This is a genomic window from Streptomyces sp. NPDC047000 (genome assembly GCF_040644295.1).
In the GTDB taxonomy this organism is placed as follows: domain Bacteria; phylum Actinomycetota; class Actinomycetes; order Streptomycetales; family Streptomycetaceae; genus Streptomyces.
This window is the reverse complement of the sequence record NZ_JBEYWE010000029.1, coordinates 1-22418: the sequence shown is the minus strand read 5'-3', so window position 1 is coordinate 22418 and position 22418 is coordinate 1. Positions and strand designations below refer to the sequence as shown.

Sequence of the window (22418 nt, the reverse complement as noted above, 5' to 3'; positions counted from 1 at the left end):
CCGCCCCGGCGTCAGCCCGCCACGGGCTGGGTGCCGGCGTGCCGGCACGACAGCAGCAGGGCCACCACCTGGTCGCGGGTGCGGGCCGGGGCGTCGTTCCAGGCCCACAGCAGCTCCAGGTCGTCGAAGAAGGCGCTGTTCTCGGGGTCGAGCCGGGTGCGTACATGGGCCACCAGCCCGGCGATCTCCTCATGACAGGCGTGGGCGTCACCGGTCGCGGCCCAGGTCAGGGCACCGACGAGGCTGGCCGCGTGCGGATCGTGCGGGGAGCCGACGTAGTGCAGGCTCCGACCCTGGCACCAGCCGCGCTGCGCGATCAGCAGGGCGCTGCGCCGCAGGATGTCGTCGATGCGGGCCGTGGTGTCCGGGGCGGCCGGGGCGGCCGTCGGGAGGACGGCCGTGGCGCCGGCCTGGGCGTCGGAGCGGTACAGGGGCATGAACATCGGGAACGGCTCCCTCTCGAACCGGGGTGACGGACATGACCGCTGCGCCGTCGCCCCGGGGGAGGAGGCGCTCGGCGCAGCGGGTCTTGCGGGTGGGACCGGGCGGAGCAGGTGGTGCCGGGGAACTCGGTGGAGCGTGGGGGAAGTCGGTGCCGTGGTGCGGGGGCGGTGCGGGCCGGTGCCGTGCGGCACCGGCCGGCGGTCAGATCACCGTGCGGACTGCTCGGCCAGCTCGCGCACCGTGCCGTCCGCCTCCGCCGGGACCGGCTCGGCCTGCACCGCGGACTGCCCGGCCGCGGCGGCGGTGCCGGCCGCGTTCTGCCGCTCGGCGTGGCGGCGGCGGCCCCAGGTGCGGTCGCCGATCAGGAGCAGCGCGGCCGGCATCACCAGGCGCCGTACGACGACCGCGTCGAGGACGACGGCCACCGCCAGGCTGATGCCCAGCTCCCGGACGATGCTGATCTGCGCGCTGGTGAAGGAGGCGAACACCGCGACCATGATGGCGGCGGCGCCGTTGACGAGTCCGGCGGTGCGGGCCAGGCCGCCCAGGACGGACTCCCGGTGCGAGAGACCCCCGAAGTACATCTCCCGCATCCGGCCGATCATGATCACCATGTAGTCCATGCTCAGACCGAACATGACCGCGAAGAGCATCAGCGGGGTGACGCTGTTGATCGAGTGGTCGGAGTTGCCGGACACCAGGGCCAGGACGCCGAGGCTGGCGCCGACGACCGCGACGTTGAAGGCGAGGGCGAGCAGCGGGAGCAGGGCGGAGCGGAAGGCGAACAGCAGGATCAGGAAGCTCAGCACGGCCACCAGACCGACCACCAGCGGCACCGAGCGCAGCACCAGGTCGTCGAAGTCGGAACCGGTCGCGGTGGCACCGGCCAGCTGCGCCGTGACCTTCGGCTCGGTCTCCTTGCCGAGGTGGTCGCGCAGGTTGTCGACCAGGTGGTGGGCGGAGGAGCTGTCGGGGTCGGAACCGGGGGTCACGATGACCCGGGTGACGAGCCTGTCGCCGTCACGCGTCCACAGCTGCTGCAGCGCGCCCTTGACCTCGGCGTTCACGGTGCCCGTGCCGGCGAGCGCCTGCGGCAGGCCGGAGGACGGCAGACCCAGCGTGCTGACGGCCTGGACCTTGTCCGCGCCGGGCGCGGTCTTGGCGTACGAGGCGATGGCGGTGGCGCTCTTGAGCAGGGCGTCGGCCTGGCCGCGGTCGGCGCTCAGCACGACCTGGACGGGGAACATCTCGCGCACCCCGATGTCGTCCTTGATGCGCTCGAGACCGACCCGGGCGCTGTCGCCGGAGGGCAGGATGTCGGCACTGGCGACGGGGACCCGCAGGGTCAGCTGGGCGGCGGGAGCGGCGAGCGCGGCGAACGCGACCACCAGGGCGGCCAGGACCAGACCGGGACGGCCGGTGAAGCGGCCGACGGGCTTCGCCGCGGGCTTCGCGGCGTCGGCACCGGCGTTCTTGCGGCGCAGGGTGCCCCAGTTGATGCGGTGGCCGAGCAGGCGCAGCACGGCGGGCAGCAGCGTCATGGCGATGGCCACGGCGACCAGGGAGACCGCCACACCGCCCAGGGCGATGCTGGTGAAGGACATGGCACGCGGGATGAACAGCGCGGAGAGGGCGACGATGACCGCCATGCCGCTGAACAGCACCGAGTGGCCGACGGTGCGCATCGTGCGGTCCAGGGCGTCCGGTACCTCACGCCCCTCGGCGAGCTCCTCGCGGAACCGCTTCACGATGAAGAGGGAGTAGTCGACGGCGACCGCCAGGCCGACCATGGACACGATGTTGGCGAACAGGCTGTTGACGTCGGTGACCTGCGTCATCCCGAAACCGATGGCCTCGGTCGCCATCAGCGTGGCACCGGCCATGACCAGCGGGACGGCCATCGCGGCCACCGAGCGGAACACCAGCAGCAGGACCACGAACAGCACGGGGAACGCGATCATCTCCGCGCGCGTCACGTCCTCCTTGGAGTGCACGTTCAGCGCGTAGTCCAGCGCCGGAGCGCCGGTGACGTCGGCGTCGACGCTCTTGCCGACGGCCGCGCGCACCTCGTCCTGCAGGTCCGGCACCAGGTTCTGGACGGTGGTGTTGTCCTTGGTGAAGCCGACCTGGAGGAACGTGGTGCGGCCGTCCTTCGACATCCACTCCGGGTGCGTGGTGCGGTCCGCGACGCTGGAGGCGCCGTCGCGCTCGGCCACCTGGCGGGCCTTGCCGATGGCGTCCGCGACCGAGCCGTCCTTGCTGTGCAGTACGACGAGAAGGGAGTTGGGCGCTTCCTTGAACGCGCGCTCGATCGTGTGCTGGGCCTTGACGGACTCACCGCGGGGGTCGGAGAAGCCGCCCGTCTTGAGCGCTCCCTCGAGCTGGAGCGCGAAGGGGACGGCCAGGGCGAGCAGCAGCAACCAGCCGACGATCACGGCCTTCGGCCGTGTGGCGGCGAGATGGGCGATTTTCTTCACTTCTACTCCTGGTATCGGGGCCTCTGTCGAAGGGGCCGGCCGTCCGGCTGCCGCCAGACAGATAAACGCTCAGATAAACGCTCAGACGGGCAAGCCATCGATGATGGAACATCGATGACGCTCAATCGATGATTCATCATGCATGACGCAACATCGATGATGCAACACGTTTGAATGCATTGCCGGTCCGCGCCGCCCCCGCGCCGAGCCGATCCGGCCACGCCGTAACGGCCGCTCAGCGGGCGGCTGCCGCGCACGGAAACACGAAGAAGCCGCCTGACGTGGGAGGACGTCAGACGGCCGGAGAACGCGAGGGACGCGTCAGGAACAGAGGGAAGGCGTGAACCGCACGGTCGGAGACGATGCCGGCGTTCCGTCAGCGGGCCGGCCCCACCGGGCCGTTGCCGGCCCCCGGCTGCTCGTCGGCGGGCGGCCGCCTGGCCCGCAGCCGGTCGACCTCGGCGCGGTCGGCCCGCAGGATGAGGCGGTACGGCGCCCGGCTCTCCTTGCGCGCCACGGTGACCCAGCCCCGCCGCACCCAGCCGTAGAGCGTGATCGACGGCATGGCCAGCTCCACCGCCAGATCCCGTAACCACCATTCGTCCGGGGCGAGATGCTCCCCGCCCTCACCGGCACCGGCCTCCCCGGCCACGGCGGCCCGGCGGCGTACCGGCCGGACGTGCTCGCGCAGCATGCGGCGGACCGTGGTGAGGCTGATCAGGTCGCTGCGCCCGGGCGCCATGGTGTAGCCCTCGCTCTGCAGCACCCGGGTGATGGCCGGGGCGGTGCGGCCCTCCCCGGCGAGGGCGGTGACACGCTCGAGAACCCGGGCGTAGTGGGCCTCCGGAGAACTCCCGGACCCGGAGGACGCCGGAACCGCCCCCGCCCCCTCCTCCGCCGCGGTGCTGTCGGTGAGCGGAGCGGCGGCGCGTACGTCCTCGTCGCAACCGGGCCGCGGGGCGAGCGCAGGTCTCATGACCGGGCCGGGACGGCCGGACGGGAGGGCAGGCCGGGAGCGCCGGGCGGGCGGACGGCGGGCTGCAAGGCGGCCTCCTCAAGGCGGCGTCCGTTTTCTGTCACTGTGTGCGCTGCCGATGACAAAGGAAGATGGTCTTCCGCGCTAAAGCAGCCCGTGCGTACCGGATGCGCCCTCCGCCGCACATGGCGCGAAAGGCACCGGAGCCCTTCCCGGCCGTCCGCCGCACGAAGCCTCTGACCTGCCGGCCTGCCGCATCACCGACTCATCCGGCCCACACATGGATTGACCGGATCCGTACGGCCTCTCCGCAGCCCCGGCGGACCGGCAGCCGGCGCGCACCGACCCCCACCGCCCGCACCGCGTCCCACCGCGCCCGACGGTCACTCCCCGACGGTCACTCCCCGACGGCCACTCCCCGACGGTCACGCCCCGTCGGCGTCGCGGAACGCCAGACAGATGTTGTGCCCGCCGAACCCGAAGGAGTTGTTGAGCACGACACCCGCCCCCGGCGCCAGTTCACGCGGCTTGTCCCGGACGACGTCCAGATCGACCCGCTCGTCGAGCACCTCGACGTTGACGGTGGGCGGCGCGAGCCGGTGATGCAGGGCGAGGACGGCGGCCACCGACTCCACGGCACCGGTGGCGCCCAGCAGATGACCGGTCATCGACTTGGTCGCCGACACCGGCACGCGCGGCGCGTGCTCCCCCAGCACCCGCCGCAGCGCGGCGAGTTCGGCGATGTCACCGAGCGGGGTCGAGGTGGCGTGGGCGTTGACGTGGAGGACCTCGTCCGGAGCGGCTCCGGCGTCGGCGAGGGCCGCGCGCACCGCCCGGGTCACATCACGGCCGTCCGGCTCGGGCTGGGCGATGTGATGGGCGTCCGAGGTGAGCCCGACACCGGCGGCCTCGGCGTACAGCCGCGCGCCGCGGGCACGGGCGTGCTCCTCGGACTCCAGGACCAGGATCCCGGCGCCCTCGCCGAGCACGAACCCGTCCCGGTCGCGGTCGTAGGGGCGGGAGGCGGCGGTGGGGTCGTCGTTGCGCCGCGACATGGCCATCATGTTGGCGAAGGCCGTCATGACCAGCGGGTGGATCGGGGCCTCGGTGCCCCCGGCGACGACCACGTCGGCACGGCCGGAACGGATCATCTCCACGGCGTACGCGATCGCCTCGGCGCCCGAACCGCAGGCGGAGGCGGTGGTGTGCACCCCGGCGCGCGCGCCGAACTCGAGACCTATCTGCGCGGCGGGCCCGTTGGGCATGAACATCGGCACGGTGTGCGGGGAGACCCGGCGGTGCCCCTTCTCGCGCAGCACGTCGTGCTGGGCGAGAAGCGAGGTGAGGCCGCCCAGGCCGGAGGCGACGGCGACCCCGAGCCGCTCGGGCACGACGTCGGTGAGCCCGGCGTCCTGCCAGGCCTCGCGGGCCGCGACGAGCGCGAACTGCGTCGAGCGGTCGGTGCGCCGGGCGACGGCCGTGCCGACCTGCGGGGCGGGGTCGCTGGCGGCCGGGCAGGCGATGCGGACGGCGAGGTCCTTCGCCCAGGGCTCGGTCAGCTCCCGGGCGCCGGAGCGCCCGGCCAGCAGGGCCTTCCAGGTGGCGGTGGTGTCACCGCCCAGCGGTGTGGTGGCTCCGAGCCCGGTGACGAACACTCGGCGGGCGGCGTGCGCCATCGTGATCTCCCTGTGTGGAATCGCGGTGCGGAAGCGAACGGGTTCCGTCGTCAGACGAGCCGGAAGATGCGCTCCATGATGTCGAGGACCGTGGTGAGTTCGGGCGCCTGCTGTCCGTCGCGGTCACCCGGGAGGGTGGCGGGGAACAGCTCCTCGGCCGGTACGAGCGGACCGGCTGCGGTGCCCGCGGCGAGGACGGCGTGCGGGAAGGCGGAGTCTTTGAGCAGGGTCATGGCAATCTCCTGAGGAGGGTGGATCAGGGAGGGTGACTGTCAGGGCCGTGCGTGCGGGACGGGCGTACGGCGGTGCCGTACCGGGTGTCGGGGCGTCAGGGCAGCGTGACGACCTGACCGGCGTAGGAGAGTCCCGCGCCGAAGCCGATGGTGAGGGCGAGTCCGCCGCTGCGGACGGCGCCGGAGGCCAGCAGCTGCTCCATGGCCAGGGGTATGGAGGCCGCCGAGGTGTTGCCGGTGTGCACGATGTCGTGGGAGACGGCCACGCCGGCGGGCAGCCGCAGGGTGTTGGCGAGGGCGTCGACGATGCGCAGATTGGCCTGGTGCGGGACGAAGGCGTCCAGATCGGCGGCGTCGACCCCGGCGGCCTCCAGGGCCCTGCGGGCGGCGCGCGCCATCTCGTAGACGGCCCAGCGGAACACGGTCTGGCCCTGCATGGTCAGCGCGGGGAAGCGCTCCGGCCGCTCGTGCCGCAGCTCCAGCCAGGAGGCGGACTGGTCGATGGCGTGCCCCTGCGAGCCGTCGGCTCCCCAGACCACCGGCCCCATCGCCGGGAGGTCGCTCGGGCCCACGACGACCGCGCCGGCACCGTCGCCGAACAGGAAGGCGGTGCTGCGGTCGTCGTGGTCGATCAGGTCGGACATCCGCTCGGTGCCCACCACCAGCACATGGCCGGCGCTGCCGCCGCGCACCAGGTCGTGGGCGACCGCGAGGGCGTGGGTGAAACCGGCGCAGGCGGCGGAGAGGTCGAAGGCGGCGGCATCGGTGACGCCGGTCCGGTGGGCGATGTCGGCGGCGAGGGCGGGCAGCTGACGGAAGTGGGTGGAGGTGGCGACCAGGACGCAGCCGATCTGGTCCGGGGTGACACCGGCGTGCGCGAGCGCCTTGCCCGCGGCCGCGGCGCCCATGACGGCGACGCTCTCCTCCGGGCCCGCCCAGCGCCGCTCGACGATGCCGGAGCGCTCACGGATCCAGGTGTCGCTGGAGTCGATACGGGGGGCGATCTCCTCGTTCGGCACCACGCGGGAGGGCCGGTAGCCGCCCACGCCGGCGATACGCGCGTACGCCGGGCCGCTGGAGGGCCGCAGCACAGGGGTTGTGGGCACGGTGGGTCCTTCGGGCAGGAGGAACGACAAAGGGAGGCGTACAGGAAGGGCGTACGGCATGGCGCAAAAGACACGCCAAAGGGACGGAATGCCACGGGCGCACCGGTACCGGAGCCCGCCTGCGGCGCAACAGCACCGGGCACACAGCCCGGCCCGCCACCGACCCACAGCCCCGGCACCGAAAGCCGGACCCCACGAACCAGACTCCGCAGCCGACGAGTCCTCGGCCCCGTCGACCCGGTGGTCCGTCGGTCCGTCGGTCCGTCGGCCTGGTGGCCTGGTGGCCTGGTGGCCGGTCGGCCCGGTGGCCCGGTGGCCTGTCGGCCCGGTGGTCTGATGCCCCGACGGCCTGGTGGCCCGTGATCTAGGCCCCGGGGCCCCGGGGCCTTAGAGGTCCGGGCATCCGGGGGTCCGGGGGCGGAGCCCCCGGGGACGGGAACGGGAAGGGGCGGCGGGGGCGATCTCCGCACCCCGCAAGCCCCCCCGCAGGCGCCCCGCCGAAAACGCAGCCCGGAGACGAACACCCGGCAGACAGCCCGGGAGCCGCAGCCGGCACGACGCACCGGATCAGGTCGGATCAGGTCGGATCAGGTCGGATCGGGTGACGGGACCGGACCGGGGGACGTACCCGGACCCGTCACCCACCCGGCCCCCGGCTCAGTCGAGCCCGCGCAGAATGTGCTCCTCGGGCCACTCACCCTCCAGCCGCGCCAGATGCAGCGGCGTGGGCGGTGCCCAGCAGTCGGAGCGGACGGCCGCCGGAGCGGGCGCGGCAGAAGACAGGACCTGGCCGGGGGCCCGGGGGACGGACGCCTGAACGGCGGACGTCCCCAGGACCTCTGAGGGAGCGGACGGAACAGCCGCACCGGACGGAGCAGCCGTAACGGACACCCCGTACACGGCGAACGCGGCGGACGACACCACGGCGGCCGGGCTCATCTCACGACACCCGCGCCGGTGAGCGCCGCGTCGCCCGCTCGGCCAGCCGCCCCAGCCGCAGGTCGGCGACGTTGGAGAAGGCCGGCGCCAGCAGGGTGGCGAGCGCGCCCTGGTTGGTGAAGGAGTGCGTCACGTGGGTGCCGCTGCCGTGCGGCAGCACCCGCCAGGTGTTGGTCTCGGACAGACCCGGGACCTCCCAGTAGCCCTCGATGAGGGTCTCGCCGATGGCGCGGTACTCCCAGTGGCCCCGCAGTCCGCCGCGGCCGGTCAGCGGGTAGCGCTCGCCGACGATCGCCTCGGCGGGACCCCGCACCGACAGGAACGCCGGGTTCCAGTCGGCCAGGGAGGTCGGCTCCAGGATGATCTGGCGCACCACGTGGACCGGCGCCGGGATCAGGATGTGCGAGCTGGCGGTGTTCATCAGTACCTCATTCCTCCGTCGGCACGGATGACGGTGGCGTTGATGTAGTCGGCGGCCGGTGAGGCCAGGAAGGCGATCGTCTCGGCGGTCTGCTCCGCCTCCCCGAGCCCGAGCAGGGCACGGTCGGTCATGCGCCGCTTCTGCGGTGCGGCCACGGACGCGCCCAGGCCGGTGTCGAGGATCCCCGGCGCCAGGGTCACGGTGCGGATGTTGTACGAGGCGTACTCCTGCGAGACGGTCATGGCGAGCCCGTGCAGGCCGGCCTTGGAGGAGGAGTACGCCGCCTGGCCGGGGTTGCCGGTCAGGGCGGTGATGGAGGAGACGTAGACGATACGGCCGTAGCGCGTCCGCATCATGCTCTTCACCGCGTACTTGGTGGCGAGGAACGCGCCGCGCAGATTGACCCGCTGCACCTCGTCCCAGTCCTCCACGGACATCCGTACCAGAGGCTGGTCGCGGGTGATCGCGGCGTTGTGGACGAGGGCGTCGAGCCGGCCGAACCTGCGCGCCTCGGCGGCGAGCAGGGCGGCCGTCTCGTCGGTGGCCACGTCTCCGGGGACCAGCCGCAGCCGGTCCCGGTGCTTGTCCGCCAGCCTGTCCAGCTCGTCGGAGGGCGAGCGGTGGTTGGCGACGACCGCCGCCCCCTGGTCGAGGAGTGTCCGCACGGTCAGCAGCCCGAGGCCGCGTCCCGCGCCGGTCAGCGCCACCACCCGGCCCTTCAACGGGCCCCGGAGCGACGGGTCTGACGGACTGGTCATGGCATGGTCTCCCAGCTAGGGACCGAGCCCACCGCGGCACCGGCCCCGCAGGCCAGGGCCGCGACGGTCTCCGCGTCCTCGGTGAACAGATGGTCGGTGACGGGGCCGATACGGCAGTCGGAGTAGGGACGGGGGGTGCGCAGCCGGGCGAACCGCAGGTTCTCCGGCCGGTACGGCGGTTCCTCGACGAGCAGGTGCGGCAGCAGCAGATCGGGCTTGCCGCGCATCAGTGCCGCGCTGTCGTCGAGGAAGCGCAGACCGCGCTCGCGCAGCGGACCCGGCATCCAGTTCAGGGCCGGCAGGTGCAGTTCGCTCAGCACGCCGTCACTGGTCAGGGTGGTCTGGGCGGCCACCTCGGCGGGCAGCCGCTCGGCCTCCTCCGCGTACATCGGCACGGAGGTGCGCTTCTGCTCCAGCAGGACGAGCAGGCAGCCGCCGCCGTAGAGGTGCTCCAGCACCGCCTCCGCCTGGGCCGGGGTCGGCCACAGTGCGGTCGGGGTGTAGTCGCCGTTGACGGAGGTGTGCCAGGTCAGCCTGCGCGGTCCGTCGAAGACCACGAGAGTGTTGTCGCGCTGCAGGAGCGCCGATCCGCTCATGGACGTCGTTCACCCCCTCCGGGTGGTCGGCACGCCGCCGGCGGCGGCGAGCTGGTGGTAGTGGGCCTCGGCCCGGCGCCTGCGGTCCGCCGTCCTGAGGTCGGGGGCCGGCGCGTCGATGACGTCACGCAGCTGCCCGGCGGCCTCCGGGTGACGTCCTACGGCGATGAGCGCCTCCGCGTAGGCCATCGGGTAGCGGGTGTCGTGGGCGCCGATCCGGGCGGCGTGCCGCAGATGCCGGATCGCCTCCCCGCGGTCGCCGCCGAGCACCCGCGGCATCAGCAGATGCCAGCGGCCCAGCAGGTAACGGGCCATCAGATGGTCGGGATGGTGCCGCAGCACCGCCTCGGAGTCCTTGCGGACGCTGCTGAGGAGGACCGGCCGCAGCGGGGCGGGGGCGTCCAGGGCGCGCAGTCCGGTGAGCCGGGCCGTGAGCACCCGGGCGTCCGCCCGGACCGGGTCGTTCGGGTTGTCGGAGGCGGTCAGACGGGCCAGCTCGAGCAGCCGGCGCGCCTGCCGCATCCGGTGGGCGGCGGGCAGGTGGTCGGTGCGGCTGAGCATGGTCTCCACGGTGTCCTCGGCCCGCCGGACGAGTTCCCGGGCGGCCTGTCCGGCCCGCTCGGGGCCGGGTTCGGTGCGCGCGGTCTCCACCAGCGACCCGAGAGCCGTGTACGCGCTCTCCGTCAGTGCGCTGACCCGCTGGGGGCGGGACAGGGAGGTGTCGTCGGGCAGGGGGGCGCCGAAGACGACGCGCACCCCTGCCCGGCGGGGCAGTGACGCCCCCTTGGGCAGGATGTGCTGGGCGCCCCACATGGCCACGGGTATGACCGGCACACCGGCCCGTACCGCGAAGCGGAACGCCCCGTCCTTGAAGGGCAGCAGGGGCCAGCCCGGCCCGCGCGTCCCCTCGGGGTAGATCACCAGGGCGCCGCGGTCGGCGAAGACGGCGTCCACGGCGGCGAGCAGTTCCTTGCCGGGCCGGTCCCGGTCCACCGGGATCCCGCCCATGCCCTCGGTCCAGCGCCGGCGCACCGGGTGGACGAAGGCCTCCGCCTTGGTCAGGTACCTGGTCGGGGTGTCCCGCAGCACCGCGAGCACCGCGTCGAGGACGAGATGGTCGGCGAAGCTGCTGTGGTTCGGGACCAGGACGAACGGTCCGTCGACCGGCACATGGCCCACTCCTTCGGTTCCGGTGAGGAACCGGTGCGTGACCGCGGGACGTGTCAGCGTGGTCGACGCACCGGCCATCCACCGGGAAGTACGGCTCACTGCTCCCGCGCAGTCTGGGCGGCGGCGTACTCGCGGAGCTTCTCGATGCTGGTGAGGACCAGGCCCTCACGGCGGGCGAACTCGGCGAGCTGGGGGAGGCGGGCCATCGTGCCGTCGGGGTTGATGATCTCGACGATCACACCGGCCGGCCGGAGTCCCGCGAAGCGGGCCAGGTCGACCGCGGCCTCGGTGTGGCCGGGGCGCTCCAGGACGCCGCCCGGGCGGGCGATCAGGGGGAAGATGTGGCCGGGGCGGCGCAGGTCCTCGCCCTTGCCGTTGAGGATGAGGTCGATGGTCTTGGCACGGTCGGGAGCGGAGATACCGGTGGTCACACCGTGCTCCGGGCCACCGTCGACGCTGACGGTGAACGCGGTGCCGTGGTGGTCCTCGTTGTACTGGACCATCGGGGGAAGGTTCAGCGCGGCGGCGCGCTCCTCGGTGACGGAGACGCAGACCAGGCCGCGGCCGTGGGTGATCATGTAGTTGATGGCGGCGGCGTCGGCGTGCTCGGCCGCGACGATGAGGTCTCCCTCGTTCTCCCTGTCCTCGTCGTCCACCACGATGATGAGCTCACCGCGTGCGATGGCGGCCACGGCCGCAGCGGCGTCGTCGAGGACGATCGGCTCGTCGAGGACGGCAGTGGCGAATTCCAGGGTCTGCGCGGTCATTTCGCTTCCTTCGCTTGGCATGGCTCGACATGGGTTGTTGTGAAGGGCGTGCAGGGCGTGCTCCGATGAAGGTTCATCGATGACAAGCCATCAATGACTCAACATCGATGTCTTGCGATCGATGTCTCAACACCGATGCTTCATCATGCATGTCGCACCATCGTTGTTGCAACACCATTCGATGGATCGGGGAGAAGTGGGAGACAGGATTCCGCTAAAGGCGTTCCGTAACGGCTTGAAGAAGCCCTGTGAGCTGCTGAAGAACAGGTGCAGGCTGTATGTCGATGACGTATCATCGAATGATGCGGCATGGATGACGCATCACTGAGAAATCATCCCGTCATGCCGTCATGCAGACCCGCCGGCGAGCACCCCGCCCACCGGACCGAGACCACGTCCCCACTGGAGCCGTCATGACCCACTCTTCCGTCACCACGGAACTTCCGCCGAGCGCGGCCCGTACGGCGACCGGGCACGACCCGACCGACTCCGAGCTGCGCTACCTCCTGCTCGCCGCCCAGCGCGAGGGAGCCCGGCAGATGACCGGTCAGCTCAGGCCCCTCAACCTGACACCGGCCCAGGCGGAGATCCTGCTGGTGCTCGCCGAGCGCGCCCCGCTCACCCTCGCCGAGGTGGGCCGGCTGATCGTGTGCGAGAGCGGCAGCCCCAGCCGCATCGTGGACACCCTCACCAAGCGCAGCCTGGTCGACCGGGAGCCCGGCCAGGTCGACCGCCGGGTCGTCTATCTGCGGCTGACACCGCGCGGGGAGGCGCTCCTGCCCGCGCTGCGGGACATCGACGCCCAGACCGACGCCATGGTCACCGGCCACCTCACCCGCGAGGAGCAGGAGATCATGACGCGCGGCCTGCGCCAGATGCTGGACGGCACCCCCAGCGGCGCCGCCCTGGCGGCCCGCTTCGCGCACCGCAAGTGACCGGGGGTCCGCCCCGGGAACCGGCCCCGACGGCCGGCGGACCTCCGCTCAGGTCGGTCGGCGGGCCGGGGACCCCGCCTGCGCCCCTGCCCCGCCCAAGGCGCGTGTCCCCGCCGGCCGGCCGCTCTCCCGGAGCAGCCCCACCCCTGCCGCAAGTCCCGTGACCGCGTGCCGGAAGAACGGCGCGCGGTCCTCGGCGACCTGCTGGAACTGCCCGAACTGCCCGAACTGCCCGGACAGTTCGAAGCCCACCAGGCCGCAGAGCTGCGCCCAGGCCGCCACGAGCGCCACCACCGTCTCGGGCGGCAGGTCGGGCGCGAGACCGGCGGCCAGCCGCCCGCCCCCGGCCCGCAGCCCGGCGGGCAGCGGGGGAGAGACCAGCGCGCCCTGCCGGTGGGCGTCACGCACCACGCCGATGAGTACGAGCGGGGCCCGGGCCGCCGCCGGAGCGGTCGACCGCGGGGCGGTGTACCCGGGAACGGGGGAGCCGTGGACGAGGGCGTACTCGTGCGGCCGGGCGAGCCCCCAGCCGCGCACCGCCTCGCACACCGCCGTCCACCGCCGCAGCGGCGCCTCACCGGCCACCGCGTCCTGTGCGGCCTCGGCTGCCTCGCCGAGGGAGTCGTGGGCGTCCGCGATGAGGGCGGTCAGCAACGCGTCACGGCTGGGGAAGTACCGGTAGAGCGCGGACGACACCATCCCGAGCTCCCGCGCCACGGCCCGTAAGGAGAGCCTCGCCGCCCCCTCGGCCGCGAGCTGCCTCCGTGCCTCGTCCTTGATGGCGGCGGTGACCTCGCCCCTCGCCCGGATACGCGCGTTCTGTGTAGTGCTCATGCCACCATCCTTCCCCGTGAGGAGAACGCCGCACCGGAAGGAGAGCACCCGTCACCCACGCCGGAAGACCGGTTCACGCACTCTCCCGACGATCGGCACGGCCGCGCGGGACGCCGCGTCCCCCAGGAGCCCGGAAACCTGCGTCCGCGCCTGCCTGCCGCCGCCCCCCGGCCCGCACGACCACGGACCGGAGGGAAGGAGAAGACGACCGGCCGGATCAGCCACCCAGCCGGACCGGCAGCTCGAACAGATCGTTCTGCGTCACCACCGGCTTGTTCCGCAGCGCCGACGCCGGCACCGCGAGATCCAGCCGGGGGAACCGGGCGTACAGCGCGGGCAGCGCGACCCCCGCCTCGAGCCGCGACAGCGCCGCGCCGGGACACACGTGCGGCCCGTGCCCGAAGGAGATGTGCCGCCTCGCCGTCTCCCGGGTGACGTCGAACTCGCCGGCCGTCTCCCCGTGCGCCCGCTCGTCGCGCCCGATCGCGCCGTACGACACGATGAGCGCGTCCCCCGCCGGGATCACCTTGTCCCCGACGGGCACGTCCTCGGTGGCGAACCGGATCAGCACGTGCGAGGTCGGCGCGGAGAAGCGCAGCGTCTCCTCCACCACCGCCGACCAGTCCACCTCCCCGGACAGCACCTTGGCCCGCTGCTCGGGATGGAGCGAGAGATTCACCACCGCGTTGACGATCAGGGTGATGGTCGTCTCGTGTCCCGCGGCGACCATCAGCTGCAGGGTGGAGACGATCTCCTGGTCGGTCAGCCGGTCACCGTTCTCGGAGGCGAGGATCAGCGCGCTGGTCAGATCGTCACCCGGCTGCTCCCGCTTCGCCGCGACCGTCTCGCCCATCAGCCCGGCCAGCTCGACGAGGGTGGAGACGACCTCCTCCGGCGGGGTCTGCGTGGAGAAGAACTTCTCGAACAGCACCTTCAGCCGCGGCAGCACGGCCTCGTCGAGCCCCATGAGATCCGCGACGACGTACATCGGCAGCGGGTAGGCGAACCCGGCCTTCAGATCGACGACGTCCTCCCCGCCCTCCGACAGCCGGTCCAGCAGCCCCTCGGTGAGCTCCGTGACACGGGCCCGCATGGCCTCCACCCGGCGCGGGGTGAGGGCCTGTGCCACCAGCGTGCGCAGCCGCCGGTGGTCGTCGCCGTCCACGGTCAGCATCGAACGGCCAGGATTGGCCAGACCGATCAGCGGCCAGTCCGGCGGGATCTCCCCGCGCTGCCAGGCCCCCCACACCTCGATGTCCTTGACCACCCGCGGATCCGTCAGCAGCGCCTTGGCCTCCGCGTGGTGCGTCACCGCCCAGACGGGAACACCGCCGGGCAGCTCGACCGCCGCCAGCGGCCCGGCCGCACGCAGCTTCGCGCTCTCGCCGTCCAGGTCACTGACGAACGGGTCCAGCGGGATCCGTAAAGTCTCGGTGTCGGTCGTCACGGTCAGTTGCCTCCCAGGGCAGGGGTGGGGGTGAACCGCACGGGCAGCTCGGTCAGCCCGCGCAGCCAGGGCGACGGACGGCGCTCCAGCGCTTCGGCCGGCACCGCCAGATCGATGTCGGGCAGCCGGTCCAGCACGACCTCGATGCTGGTCCGGGCGATCACCTCGGCGATCTCCTGGGCGGGGAACGGACAGCGGTGCTCACCGTGCCCGAAGGAGAAGTGCGCGTTGTTGCCGCCGGTCAGCGAGGCGCCGTCGGTACGCACCTGAGGATCGGAGTTCGCGGCCTGCAGCCCCAGCAGCAGCATGTCACCGGCGCGGATGTGCTGCCCGCCCAGCCGGGTGTCGCGGGACGCCCAGCGGCCGGCGATGTTCTGGGACGGCGTGTCCTCCCACAGCACCTCGTTCATCGCCTCGGCGACACTGTTGCGGCCGCCGAACAGGGACGCCGCGAAACGGCTGTCGGTGAGCATCAGCCGCAGCGAGTTGCCGATCCAGTCGGCGGTCGGTTGGTGACCGGCCGCCAGCATCACCATCAGGTCCTGGACGATCTCCTCGTCGGTGAAGCCGCTGCGGTCGGCCAGCATGCGCGACACGACGTCGTCGGCGGGCGCCGCGGTGCGCTCGGCCAGCAGCCGTGCCATGGACGAGCCGAGATGACCCTGTCCGGCGAGGGCCCGCTCGGTGCCGTTGATCATGTCGTTGAGCGCGGTGACCAGACCCGGCCCCTCCTCGTCGGAGAAGCCGTACAGCCGAGCCAGCACCCGCACCGGCAGCAGCATGGCGTACTGCCCGATCAGATCCGCCTCGCCCCGGAAGCAGACGGTGTCGATCAGCTCGTCCGCGAACCGCTCCGCGTGGCGGCGCAGTTCGAACGGATCGGCCGCCTCCAGCGCATTGCTGATCATGGCGGCGCGCTCCCGGTGCCGCTCACCGACCGTGTAGAGGATCGACGGCTGCTTGCGGCCGATCATCGGCAGCAGGGGCCAGTCACCCGGAATGACGTCCCACTGGTTCCACAGCTCGGAGTCACGGCTGAACAGCACCGGATCCCCGGTCACCTGATGCAGCTCCCGGTAACCGAGCACCAGCCACGCCGGTACGTCACCGTCCAGCAGTACGGGGGTGACGGCACCGTTGTCGCGCCGCATCTCCCGGTACATCCGGGCGGGGTCGGTCTGGAAACGGGGATCGCCGAGGCGGACGGCGTCGTCGTGGGTCACGCGAACTCCCGCGGGGACTCGGCCGGCCGGCCCGCCGGTCCGGCGTACCGGTTCTTGATGTGCTGGACCAGGGTGATGAGGACCTCCTTGCTGGACTCACGGGACCGCGCGTCGCAGTCGACCAGCGGCACGTCCGGATCGAGATCCAGCGCCTCCCGGACGTCCGCGTGACTGTGTCCCGGGCCGCCGAAGTTGTTGCAGGCCACGATGAACGGCGTACCGTGCGCCTCGAGCCGGTCGATCGCGTACCAGGAGTCGCCGATACGCCGGGTGTCGACCAGCACCACCGCGCCGAGCGTGCCGGAGAACAGCCGGTCCCACAGGAACCAGAACCGTTCCTGCCCGGGCGCGCCGAACATGTACAGCACGTTGCGCGCGTCGAGAGTGATACGCCCGAAGTCGAAGGCGACGGTGGTCGAGGTCTTCCCCTGCACCTCGCTGATGTCGTCCACCGACTCACCGGCCCGCGTCATCGTCTCCTCCGTGTTGAGAGGACGGATCTCGCTGACCGAACGGACCATGGTCGTCTTGCCGACGCCGAAACCGCCCACGACCACGATCTTCAGACCGTTGTCGGCGGTGGCACCCAGGGGGGTGCGCGCGTCAGAGATTGCGGAGGCCAACGAGCACCTGTTCCAGAGTGTCGGGGTCGGGAAGCGCCGACCTGCGGGGATGACGGGCACTGACACGGCCCGCCGCGAGCAGGTCGGACAGCAGGATCTTGGTGATGCTCACCGGGAGCCTCAGCTCCGCGGAGACCTCCACCACGGCGATGGGAGCCTGCGCCATCCGCAGGATGGCCATGTGCTCGGACGGCATCCCGGGGGCCGGTTCGCACTCGGCCAGCACCAGGGTCACCAGGTCGAAGGGACTGTCCGGGCCGGACCGGCTGCGCCCACCCGTGAGGGTGTACAGCCGGTCCGGGGCGTCGTCCCTGCCGGGGCGGCTCATGACGTCCGGGGCTGAGCCGTCAGGTGCTCGCCGAGCTGCTCCACCAGCTCGCTCATGTTGTGCCCGACCAGCCCGGAATCGGCGTCCTCCGTCGTGACGACGGCGAGATGCGCACCCTCACCGGCCTCCACGATGAACAGGGTGCCGCCGTAGAACTCGGTCATCGAGGAGCGCACACCGCCGCTGCCGTCGCCGAACTCCACCGACGCACCGTGGGACAGGGACTGGATCCCGGCCGCGATCGCGGCCAGCTGGTCGGCCTGGTCGACCGTCAGCTCCGGTGTGCGGCACAGCTTCAGCCCGTCACGGGACAGCACGAGCGCGTGCCGGGCGCCGGGGGTGCGCTCCAGGAGACCCTCGATGAGCCAGGTGAGCTTCTCGTCCGCTGTGGTCGTGCCGGTCATGAGGTGGTGTCGCCTTCCGGGTACGCGTGGGAGTGGAGTGATCTGTCGGAGTCCGTCCCGTCCGGGACGGGCGAGGAGCCCTGCGGGCCGGCCGGGGACGGCGGACCGCCGCCGGAATCGGTCCCGGCCCCGGTCCCGCGCACGGCCTGCCGGAAACTGCCGAACCGGGCGGCGCGGGCCTGGATGCCGTCGGTGGCCTCCGAGGGCCGCTCGGCGGAACGCGCCGCCGACCGTGCCCGCTCGGCGGCGGCGAGCGTACGCCCGCGGCTCCGCTTGGGCAGCCCGCCACCGATGACCTCGTCCGTCCCTTCGGCACCGCCGGTACCGGCCGCGCCGGACACCGGAGCGGAGGAACGGGGGGAGTACTCGGGATGCTGCCGGGCGGCCCCCCGCCCGGACGCCCCGGACACGGACCCGCCGCCACCCGCGGGACCGGCGGCCTGCGGCCGTACGCTCACCGCGGCGGGAGCCGGAGCCGGAACCGCCCCGGAGGCGGGCGCATTGGTGAGGATCTCCTGCGGCACGAGCATCAGCACACCGGTGCCGCCCCGGGCCGAGGGCCGGAAGGAGACCGTGAGACCGTACTTGTGCGACAGCCGCCCGACCACGGCGAGCCCGAGCCGGGTACCCGTGAGCCCCCCGAGTTCGGCGCCCTGCCCCGACACGGCCCGCTCGGCCCGCCGCAGCTGCACATCGCCCATGACGAGCCCGCTGTCCTCCACGGAGACGATGACCCCCGCGGGGACCTCCTCGACGTAGACATGGACCTCGGCGCTGGGCGGCGAGAAGTTGGCGGCGTTGTCGAGCAGTTCGGCCAGCGCGTGCATGACCCCCTCGGCGGCGTGCCCGGCGACGGCCACATCGCTCACCGAGTGCAGCCGCACCCGCTGATAGCCGCTGATCCGCCCCATGGCGCCCCGCAGGATGGACTCCATCTGGATGGGCCGCGCCCAACGCCGTCCCGACCGGGCCCCGGTGAGCACGGCGATCGAGTCGGCGAGCCGTCCCGCCTGCGCCGTACGGTGGTCCAGATGCAGCAGGTCGGCGAGCACGTCCTCGTCGCTGTGCCGCTCCTCCATGGCCCGCAGGTCGGCGAGCATGCCGGTCGCCAGCGCCTGCATCCGGGCCGCCGCGTTGGCGGTGGCGGAGATCGCCGCGGCACGATCGCTGACGGCACGGTCCAGCCGCGCCGACAACTGCCGCACGCTCTCCGCCAGCCGGGCCTGCTCGGACCCGCCCTCCTGGGCGAGCCGCGCCCGCTCCCGGGCGAAGTCCTCCAGCAGACGGGTGCGTTCATAGGCGGCGGCGTCGGCGATCCGCTGCTGCTCCTGCCGCCACTGCCCGGCGAGACGTTCCTGCTCCAGAACGGCACGCTCGGCCTCGGAGCTCACCGCCTTTAGCCTGCCCCGGGCAGCCTTGGCGACGGCCCGTCCGTGCGCGGCGGCGGCAACGGCCGCGCACAGCGCCAGGGCGCCCACGGCACCCCCGAGGCCGAGCGGCCCCCGTACGGAGTCCGGCGCCGCGGCCACGGCCCAGCCGACGGCGGCGGCGGCCACAACAGCGGTGAGCAGGGTGGCAGGAAGGACGGTGCGTATGAGTGATCGGTCGCGCGAGGCGACGGGCGCGGTCATCAATGAGTTCCTCGGGCGGCCGCTGCGGGCGCGGCCCTCGTGTGGTCCAGGAGAAAAAAGTGCACAGTGATCTGTAGGCAGGGATCAACCGCGCGTCACTATACGAGACTTTGTGATCAGAAGGTGAGGGTTCCGCCCAACGGATTTCTCACCACCGATGCTCGGGGGACCAGGTCCCCGCGCCCGGGGAACGCACCGGCGAGAAGGCGGCGGCACGGCCCCGGCTCTTGCGGGTGATCTTCCCTGACAGCCCCGGCGGAGATCCGTCACCGGTGCGCGCTTCGCCGTGGAAGGCGGGGCGCAGGCCAATGGACGAGCCGGGCAGGGGCTGTCCCGAGGCGGGTGAGGTGCCGGTGAAGGGACGTCCTGGTACCGGTGGGGCGGTGGGTGGGACGTCCCTTCACCGGTTTCCTATCTCCTGCCGGCGTGGGCGATGGCCGTGTCGGTCTCTTTCGCGGTGGGTGCGGTGGCGGGTGACGGCGATGGCTGCGGCGACGTTCGCGCGGTGGGTCGCGTCCAGACGGTGGCTCGGGCTGCGATGGCCGTCCAGGCCGCTTCGGGGATCTCGGTGAGGAGGGGGGCGGGATCGAAGACGACGGCCGCCTGCGGGTCAGTGAGGCGCTGTTGACCGGATGCCGCAGGGAGTACCCGTGACGTAGACGACGTCGTCGGGCCGCACGGTGACGGCGTTCAGGTGTTCGGGTGTGACGTGTCCCTCGGCGCCCAGCGTGGAGAGGAAGGTGCGTTCGGCGTCGTCGTCGACGATCGCGATGCTCCCGCCGGTGTCGAGGCCGGTGACCGGCGGGTTGGGGGTGGTGACGTGTTCGGCCCGGAGGGCCGCACGGACCTTGTCGCCGAAAGATCCGGTGCCGACGGTGCCGAGGTAGACGACGTCGGCGTTGTCGTGTGCGGCGGTGGCCATGACGTTGAAGCCGCCGCCGGCGGTGAGGTCGAACCGGTGGGCGTAGACGTCGCCGCCGACGGGGGCACGGCGGGTACGCGCAGGACGAGGTCGACGACGGCCTGCCCGGTGTGCAGGACGCGGCCCATCAGCGCTGCTCCGTCCGCTGTGCGGTGCGGGCCCCGCCGAGGGCGAGGTAGCCGAGGAACGCGACGGTGAACGTGACGAGCCAGCCGAGCCCGTTCCGGCCGGTCGGCGGGACCGGCCTGGGTGAAGAGGTAGCCGATGAGGATCGCCACGGCCCAGCACACGACGGCACGCCACTCGGCTCCGGTGCGGTACCAGTACCGGGACCGGGGAGTGAGGTCGAGGAGGTCGTCGTCGCCGTAGTCCCGGCGGCGGATCAGGTCGGTGACGAAGACGCCGACCCAGGCGGTGATCGGGACGGCGAGGGTCAGGGTGGTCAGGCTGGCCGAGTACACCGACATGTGGTGGGAAACGAGCAGCCCGCCGAAAGCGGTCACGAGGTGGATGACCGACATCCAGGCCGACATGACATCGGTCAGTGCCGCGACGGGGCCGTTGGCGGCCGCCGCGAGCTTGGGGTCGCCGGACCCGAGCACGCCGCCGAGGGAGATGAGCAGGACGAGCGGGACCCCGGCGCCAGCGTTGGCCCACCCGATGCCGGTGCCGCCGGCGATGGTGCCGACAGCGGCGATGAGCGCGGCTGTCGAGCCTGCCTTCGTGGAGGTGACCGCGGTCCAGTCCACGTGGGTGAGCAGGTACGCGGCGACCACGATGTTCAGTGCGCCGAAGATCCAGGTGGCCCACTTCTGGATGACCAGGAGCGTGGCGTGGCCGAGGCCGGAGACGGTGACGGTACAGGCGACGAAGAACAGGATGCTCACCACCGCGATGACGGGTACGTCCTTGGCGTTGCTGCTGGTGTTGAAGAAGATCCCGCACAGCGCGATGAGCGCGAACGCCGCCGTCGACGTGTTGACGGTCTCCCAGCCGAGCCGGGACAGCAGCGACACGAGCGTGGGGCCGATGTTCCCGCGTACGCCGAAGACGGCACGGGAGAGCGTCAGGCTGGGGACGTGACCGCGGCGGCCGGCGATCGAGATGACGCCGACGAGCGCGAACGAGCCGAACGACCCGATCGCGGCCGCGGCGATCGCCTGCCAGAGGTTGAGGCCGCTCTGGATCAGGGCGATGCCGAGCGGCAGGCCCAGGATCGAGATGTTGGCCGCGAACCAGGCCCAGAACAGCTGCAGCGGACGGCCGTTGCGCTCGGCGGTCGGAACCGGCTCGATGCCGCGCTGCTCGATGTACCCGAGGCGCGGCCGCTCCCGGAGGTCGGCTAATGCTGGGTGGGGGGTTTGTTGGTGTATCGAGTGTGTGCTGGCCTGGGGTGTTGTGGGTGTGTTGAGAGGCGGGGTGGGCGGGGTGTGTGTGCTGGGCTTGTGTGTTGTGTGTTGTGTGTGGTGGGGCGGGTTGTAGGTAGTCCTGGTGTGTAAAGACTCGGTTGGTGTTTTTGCTGGTCAGTGTTGTTTTGCCTGGTCATACGGGGAGGCCGGCAGTGCCCGGTCCAGCACGTCCTGATCGGCCCCGCTCAGCTTGGCGAGCATCCGCCGTCCGCCTCCGTTGAGGAGCAGCTCCGCATCGGACCGTACCGTGCCGCCTTTGTGCCGGGGGCGGGAGCCGGTGACCGCGAAGTGCCCGAGTATCTGGTCGGGGTGCATGCCGTACGCGGCAGCCACTCGGCGCAGCAGGGACCAGGTCGTCTCACCGCTGACAGGCGCAATCCGCAGCAGGACCGGAGAGGGCATCACCTCGTCAGGGTTCCGCGTGTACCGCGCCTGGCGGATGCCGATCGTGAAAGTTTCATCCGAGGAGCCACCCGGTGACTCCCATTCAGCACACCTTCAATCACATACGGTTGATCACACAGGCGTTCTGCCCTGGGGCGTGTACTGACATTCCGATGACGCGATCACGATGACGCTCCGGTGACGCGGCGCGCCGGTCACGGGCGGGGCATGCTGATTCCAGTCCGGATCCGAACTTCATTTTGAAGCACATCAGGGAGGCGCCCGCCCGACCTCTTCCTGACAGGCAGTCACTCTCGACGAGGTCATCCCCGGAACCAGGGATGACCTCACCCTTCCACCCGCCCGACACCCCCACCCCCTGCTGCCGCACGGGCCGGAGGCCCATTTGCCGCGCGTAGCGCAGTAGAGGCTGGAGCGCAGCGGAAGCCTCCGGCCGGACGGAGGCCGGCACCGGACTGCAACACAGTCCGACTCACTCCCGGAGCGCAGCGGAGGAAGTGTCAGTTCACTTGCGAAGCAAGCGAACCAGGCGGTGAGCGCAGCGAACCGCCAGCGCTCACGCGGAGCGTGAGCACAACCCGGGCGCGCAGCGCCCGGGTTCGCTTGCATCGCGCGCAGCGCGATGGGACCCGCTCCGCGGGTACAGGCAGTCGACCGAGACAGCTTGTCCCGAAGGAGCTCCGTTGTCCCGTCG

General features: G+C 72.1%; 22 protein-coding genes and 1 pseudogene. 1 reads left to right on the top strand and 22 read right to left on the bottom strand.

Annotated features, from left to right (window positions below; translation table 11 throughout):
- Positions 1–11: 11 nt before the first annotated feature.
- From ABZ862_RS31840 to ribB, 12 genes are all read right to left on the bottom strand, one after another.
- Positions 12–443 carry a hypothetical protein gene (locus tag ABZ862_RS31840; RefSeq protein WP_360965730.1) on the bottom strand — a complete coding sequence of 144 codons (432 nt, stop codon included), beginning with the start codon at positions 441–443 and terminating at the stop codon, positions 12–14.
- Positions 444–650: 207 nt separating this feature from the next.
- Positions 651–2921 (bottom strand): MMPL family transporter, encoded by a 2271-nt coding sequence (locus ABZ862_RS31835; protein WP_360965727.1) that lies wholly within the window; start codon positions 2919–2921, stop codon positions 651–653.
- A 376-nt stretch (positions 2922–3297) separates the two neighbouring features.
- Positions 3298–3897, bottom strand: a complete 600-nt coding sequence (locus tag ABZ862_RS31830; RefSeq protein WP_360965724.1) for a hypothetical protein — start codon at positions 3895–3897, stop codon at positions 3298–3300.
- Between the two features lie 425 nt (positions 3898–4322).
- A complete protein-coding gene (gene fabF, locus ABZ862_RS31825; protein ID WP_360965721.1) occupies positions 4323–5573 on the bottom strand; it encodes a beta-ketoacyl-ACP synthase II in 1251 nt (416 codons plus the stop codon).
- Positions 5574–5623: 50 nt separating this feature from the next.
- Positions 5624–5806 carry a hypothetical protein gene (locus ABZ862_RS31820; RefSeq protein WP_360965718.1) on the bottom strand — a complete coding sequence of 61 codons (183 nt, stop codon included), beginning with the start codon at positions 5804–5806 and terminating at the stop codon, positions 5624–5626.
- 95 nt (positions 5807–5901) lie between these two features.
- Positions 5902–6912, bottom strand: coding sequence for a beta-ketoacyl-ACP synthase III (locus tag ABZ862_RS31815; protein WP_360965715.1), 1011 nt, complete (start codon positions 6910–6912; stop codon positions 5902–5904).
- A 657-nt stretch (positions 6913–7569) separates the two neighbouring features.
- A complete protein-coding gene (locus ABZ862_RS31810; protein ID WP_360965712.1) occupies positions 7570–7851 on the bottom strand; it encodes a hypothetical protein in 282 nt (93 codons plus the stop codon).
- A 1-nt stretch (position 7852) separates the two neighbouring features.
- Positions 7853–8272, bottom strand: a complete 420-nt coding sequence (locus ABZ862_RS31805) for an SRPBCC family protein (RefSeq protein WP_360965709.1) — start codon at positions 8270–8272, stop codon at positions 7853–7855.
- The gene (locus tag ABZ862_RS31800) at positions 8272–9030 is read right to left on the bottom strand and encodes an SDR family oxidoreductase (protein WP_360965706.1); all 759 of its coding nucleotides are present in this window, start codon (positions 9028–9030) and stop codon (positions 8272–8274) included. The genes ABZ862_RS31805 and ABZ862_RS31800 overlap by 1 nt, the downstream gene beginning before the upstream one ends.
- Positions 9027–9626, bottom strand: coding sequence for a hypothetical protein (locus ABZ862_RS31795; protein WP_360965704.1), 600 nt, complete (start codon positions 9624–9626; stop codon positions 9027–9029). The genes ABZ862_RS31800 and ABZ862_RS31795 overlap by 4 nt, the downstream gene beginning before the upstream one ends.
- A gap of 9 nt (positions 9627–9635) precedes the next feature.
- On the bottom strand, positions 9636–10796 hold the full coding sequence (locus tag ABZ862_RS31790; RefSeq protein ID WP_360965701.1) for a 1-acyl-sn-glycerol-3-phosphate acyltransferase: 1161 nt from the start codon (positions 10794–10796) through the stop codon (positions 9636–9638).
- A 95-nt stretch (positions 10797–10891) separates the two neighbouring features.
- Positions 10892–11563, bottom strand: coding sequence for a 3,4-dihydroxy-2-butanone-4-phosphate synthase (gene ribB, locus ABZ862_RS31785; RefSeq protein WP_360965699.1), 672 nt, complete (start codon positions 11561–11563; stop codon positions 10892–10894).
- Between the two features lie 413 nt (positions 11564–11976).
- Between ribB and ABZ862_RS31780 the strand changes: the two genes are divergently transcribed.
- A complete protein-coding gene (locus tag ABZ862_RS31780) occupies positions 11977–12498 on the top strand; it encodes a winged helix DNA-binding protein (RefSeq protein ID WP_360965696.1) in 522 nt (173 codons plus the stop codon).
- A gap of 48 nt (positions 12499–12546) precedes the next feature.
- On the opposite strand, the gene ABZ862_RS31775 is transcribed toward ABZ862_RS31780, so the two are convergent.
- The 10 genes and pseudogenes from ABZ862_RS31775 to ABZ862_RS31730 form a co-directional block, all read right to left on the bottom strand.
- A complete protein-coding gene (locus ABZ862_RS31775) occupies positions 12547–13332 on the bottom strand; it encodes a TetR/AcrR family transcriptional regulator (protein WP_360965693.1) in 786 nt (261 codons plus the stop codon).
- Positions 13333–13549: 217 nt separating this feature from the next.
- Positions 13550–14779: a cytochrome P450 gene (locus tag ABZ862_RS31770; protein ID WP_360965691.1), complete on the bottom strand. Its 1230-nt coding sequence runs from the start codon at positions 14777–14779 to the stop codon at positions 13550–13552.
- Between the two features lie 2 nt (positions 14780–14781).
- A complete protein-coding gene (locus tag ABZ862_RS31765; RefSeq protein ID WP_360965896.1) occupies positions 14782–15942 on the bottom strand; it encodes a cytochrome P450 in 1161 nt (386 codons plus the stop codon).
- A 56-nt stretch (positions 15943–15998) separates the two neighbouring features.
- Positions 15999–16592 carry an ATP/GTP-binding protein gene (locus ABZ862_RS31760; RefSeq protein WP_360965894.1) on the bottom strand — a complete coding sequence of 198 codons (594 nt, stop codon included), beginning with the start codon at positions 16590–16592 and terminating at the stop codon, positions 15999–16001.
- A 13-nt stretch (positions 16593–16605) separates the two neighbouring features.
- Entirely contained in the window at positions 16606–16953 is a 348-nt protein-coding gene (locus ABZ862_RS31755) for a DUF742 domain-containing protein (protein WP_360965688.1), read from the bottom strand.
- Positions 16950–17357, bottom strand: a complete 408-nt coding sequence (locus ABZ862_RS31750) for a roadblock/LC7 domain-containing protein (RefSeq protein ID WP_360965685.1) — start codon at positions 17355–17357, stop codon at positions 16950–16952. The genes ABZ862_RS31755 and ABZ862_RS31750 overlap by 4 nt, the downstream gene beginning before the upstream one ends.
- Entirely contained in the window at positions 17354–18988 is a 1635-nt protein-coding gene (locus ABZ862_RS31745) for an ATP-binding protein (RefSeq protein WP_360965682.1), read from the bottom strand. The genes ABZ862_RS31750 and ABZ862_RS31745 overlap by 4 nt, the downstream gene beginning before the upstream one ends.
- Positions 18989–19598: 610 nt before the next feature.
- Entirely contained in the window at positions 19599–20198 is a 600-nt protein-coding gene (locus ABZ862_RS31740; protein WP_360965891.1) for a PfkB family carbohydrate kinase, read from the bottom strand.
- Positions 20199–20215: 17 nt separating this feature from the next.
- Positions 20216–21160 (bottom strand): annotated as a pseudogene (locus ABZ862_RS31735) (cytosine permease); the annotation flags it as partial.
- A gap of 273 nt (positions 21161–21433) precedes the next feature.
- Positions 21434–21724: a TniQ family protein gene (locus ABZ862_RS31730; RefSeq protein ID WP_360965679.1), complete on the bottom strand. Its 291-nt coding sequence runs from the start codon at positions 21722–21724 to the stop codon at positions 21434–21436.
- Positions 21725–22418: the final 694 nt, after the last annotated feature.

Excerpts from the sequence above, each read along its gene's own strand:
- ABZ862_RS31805 (WP_360965709.1), bottom strand. The coding sequence starts at position 8,272 with ATGAACACCGCCAGCTCGCACATCCTGATCCCGGCGCCGGTCCACGTG.
- ABZ862_RS31830 (WP_360965724.1), bottom strand. The coding sequence starts at position 3,897 with ATGAGACCTGCGCTCGCCCCGCGGCCCGGTTGCGACGAGGACGTACGC.
- ABZ862_RS31840 (WP_360965730.1), bottom strand. The coding sequence starts at position 443 with ATGTTCATGCCCCTGTACCGCTCCGACGCCCAGGCCGGCGCCACGGCC.
- ABZ862_RS31755 (WP_360965688.1), bottom strand. The coding sequence starts at position 16,953 with ATGAGCCGCCCCGGCAGGGACGACGCCCCGGACCGGCTGTACACCCTC.
- ABZ862_RS31810 (WP_360965712.1), bottom strand. The coding sequence starts at position 7,851 with ATGAGCCCGGCCGCCGTGGTGTCGTCCGCCGCGTTCGCCGTGTACGGG.
- ABZ862_RS31820 (WP_360965718.1), bottom strand. The coding sequence starts at position 5,806 with ATGACCCTGCTCAAAGACTCCGCCTTCCCGCACGCCGTCCTCGCCGCG.
- fabF (WP_360965721.1), bottom strand. The coding sequence starts at position 5,573 with ATGGCGCACGCCGCCCGCCGAGTGTTCGTCACCGGGCTCGGAGCCACC.
- ABZ862_RS31765 (WP_360965896.1), bottom strand. The coding sequence starts at position 15,942 with ATGTACCGGGAGATGCGGCGCGACAACGGTGCCGTCACCCCCGTACTG.
- ABZ862_RS31745 (WP_360965682.1), bottom strand. The coding sequence starts at position 18,988 with ATGACCGCGCCCGTCGCCTCGCGCGACCGATCACTCATACGCACCGTC.
- ribB (WP_360965699.1), bottom strand. The coding sequence starts at position 11,563 with ATGACCGCGCAGACCCTGGAATTCGCCACTGCCGTCCTCGACGAGCCG.
- ABZ862_RS31750 (WP_360965685.1), bottom strand. The coding sequence starts at position 17,357 with ATGACCGGCACGACCACAGCGGACGAGAAGCTCACCTGGCTCATCGAG.
- ABZ862_RS31780 (WP_360965696.1), top strand. The coding sequence starts at position 11,977 with ATGACCCACTCTTCCGTCACCACGGAACTTCCGCCGAGCGCGGCCCGT.
- ABZ862_RS31800 (WP_360965706.1), bottom strand. The coding sequence starts at position 9,030 with ATGACCAGTCCGTCAGACCCGTCGCTCCGGGGCCCGTTGAAGGGCCGG.
- ABZ862_RS31795 (WP_360965704.1), bottom strand. The coding sequence starts at position 9,626 with ATGAGCGGATCGGCGCTCCTGCAGCGCGACAACACTCTCGTGGTCTTC.
- ABZ862_RS31775 (WP_360965693.1), bottom strand. The coding sequence starts at position 13,332 with ATGAGCACTACACAGAACGCGCGTATCCGGGCGAGGGGCGAGGTCACC.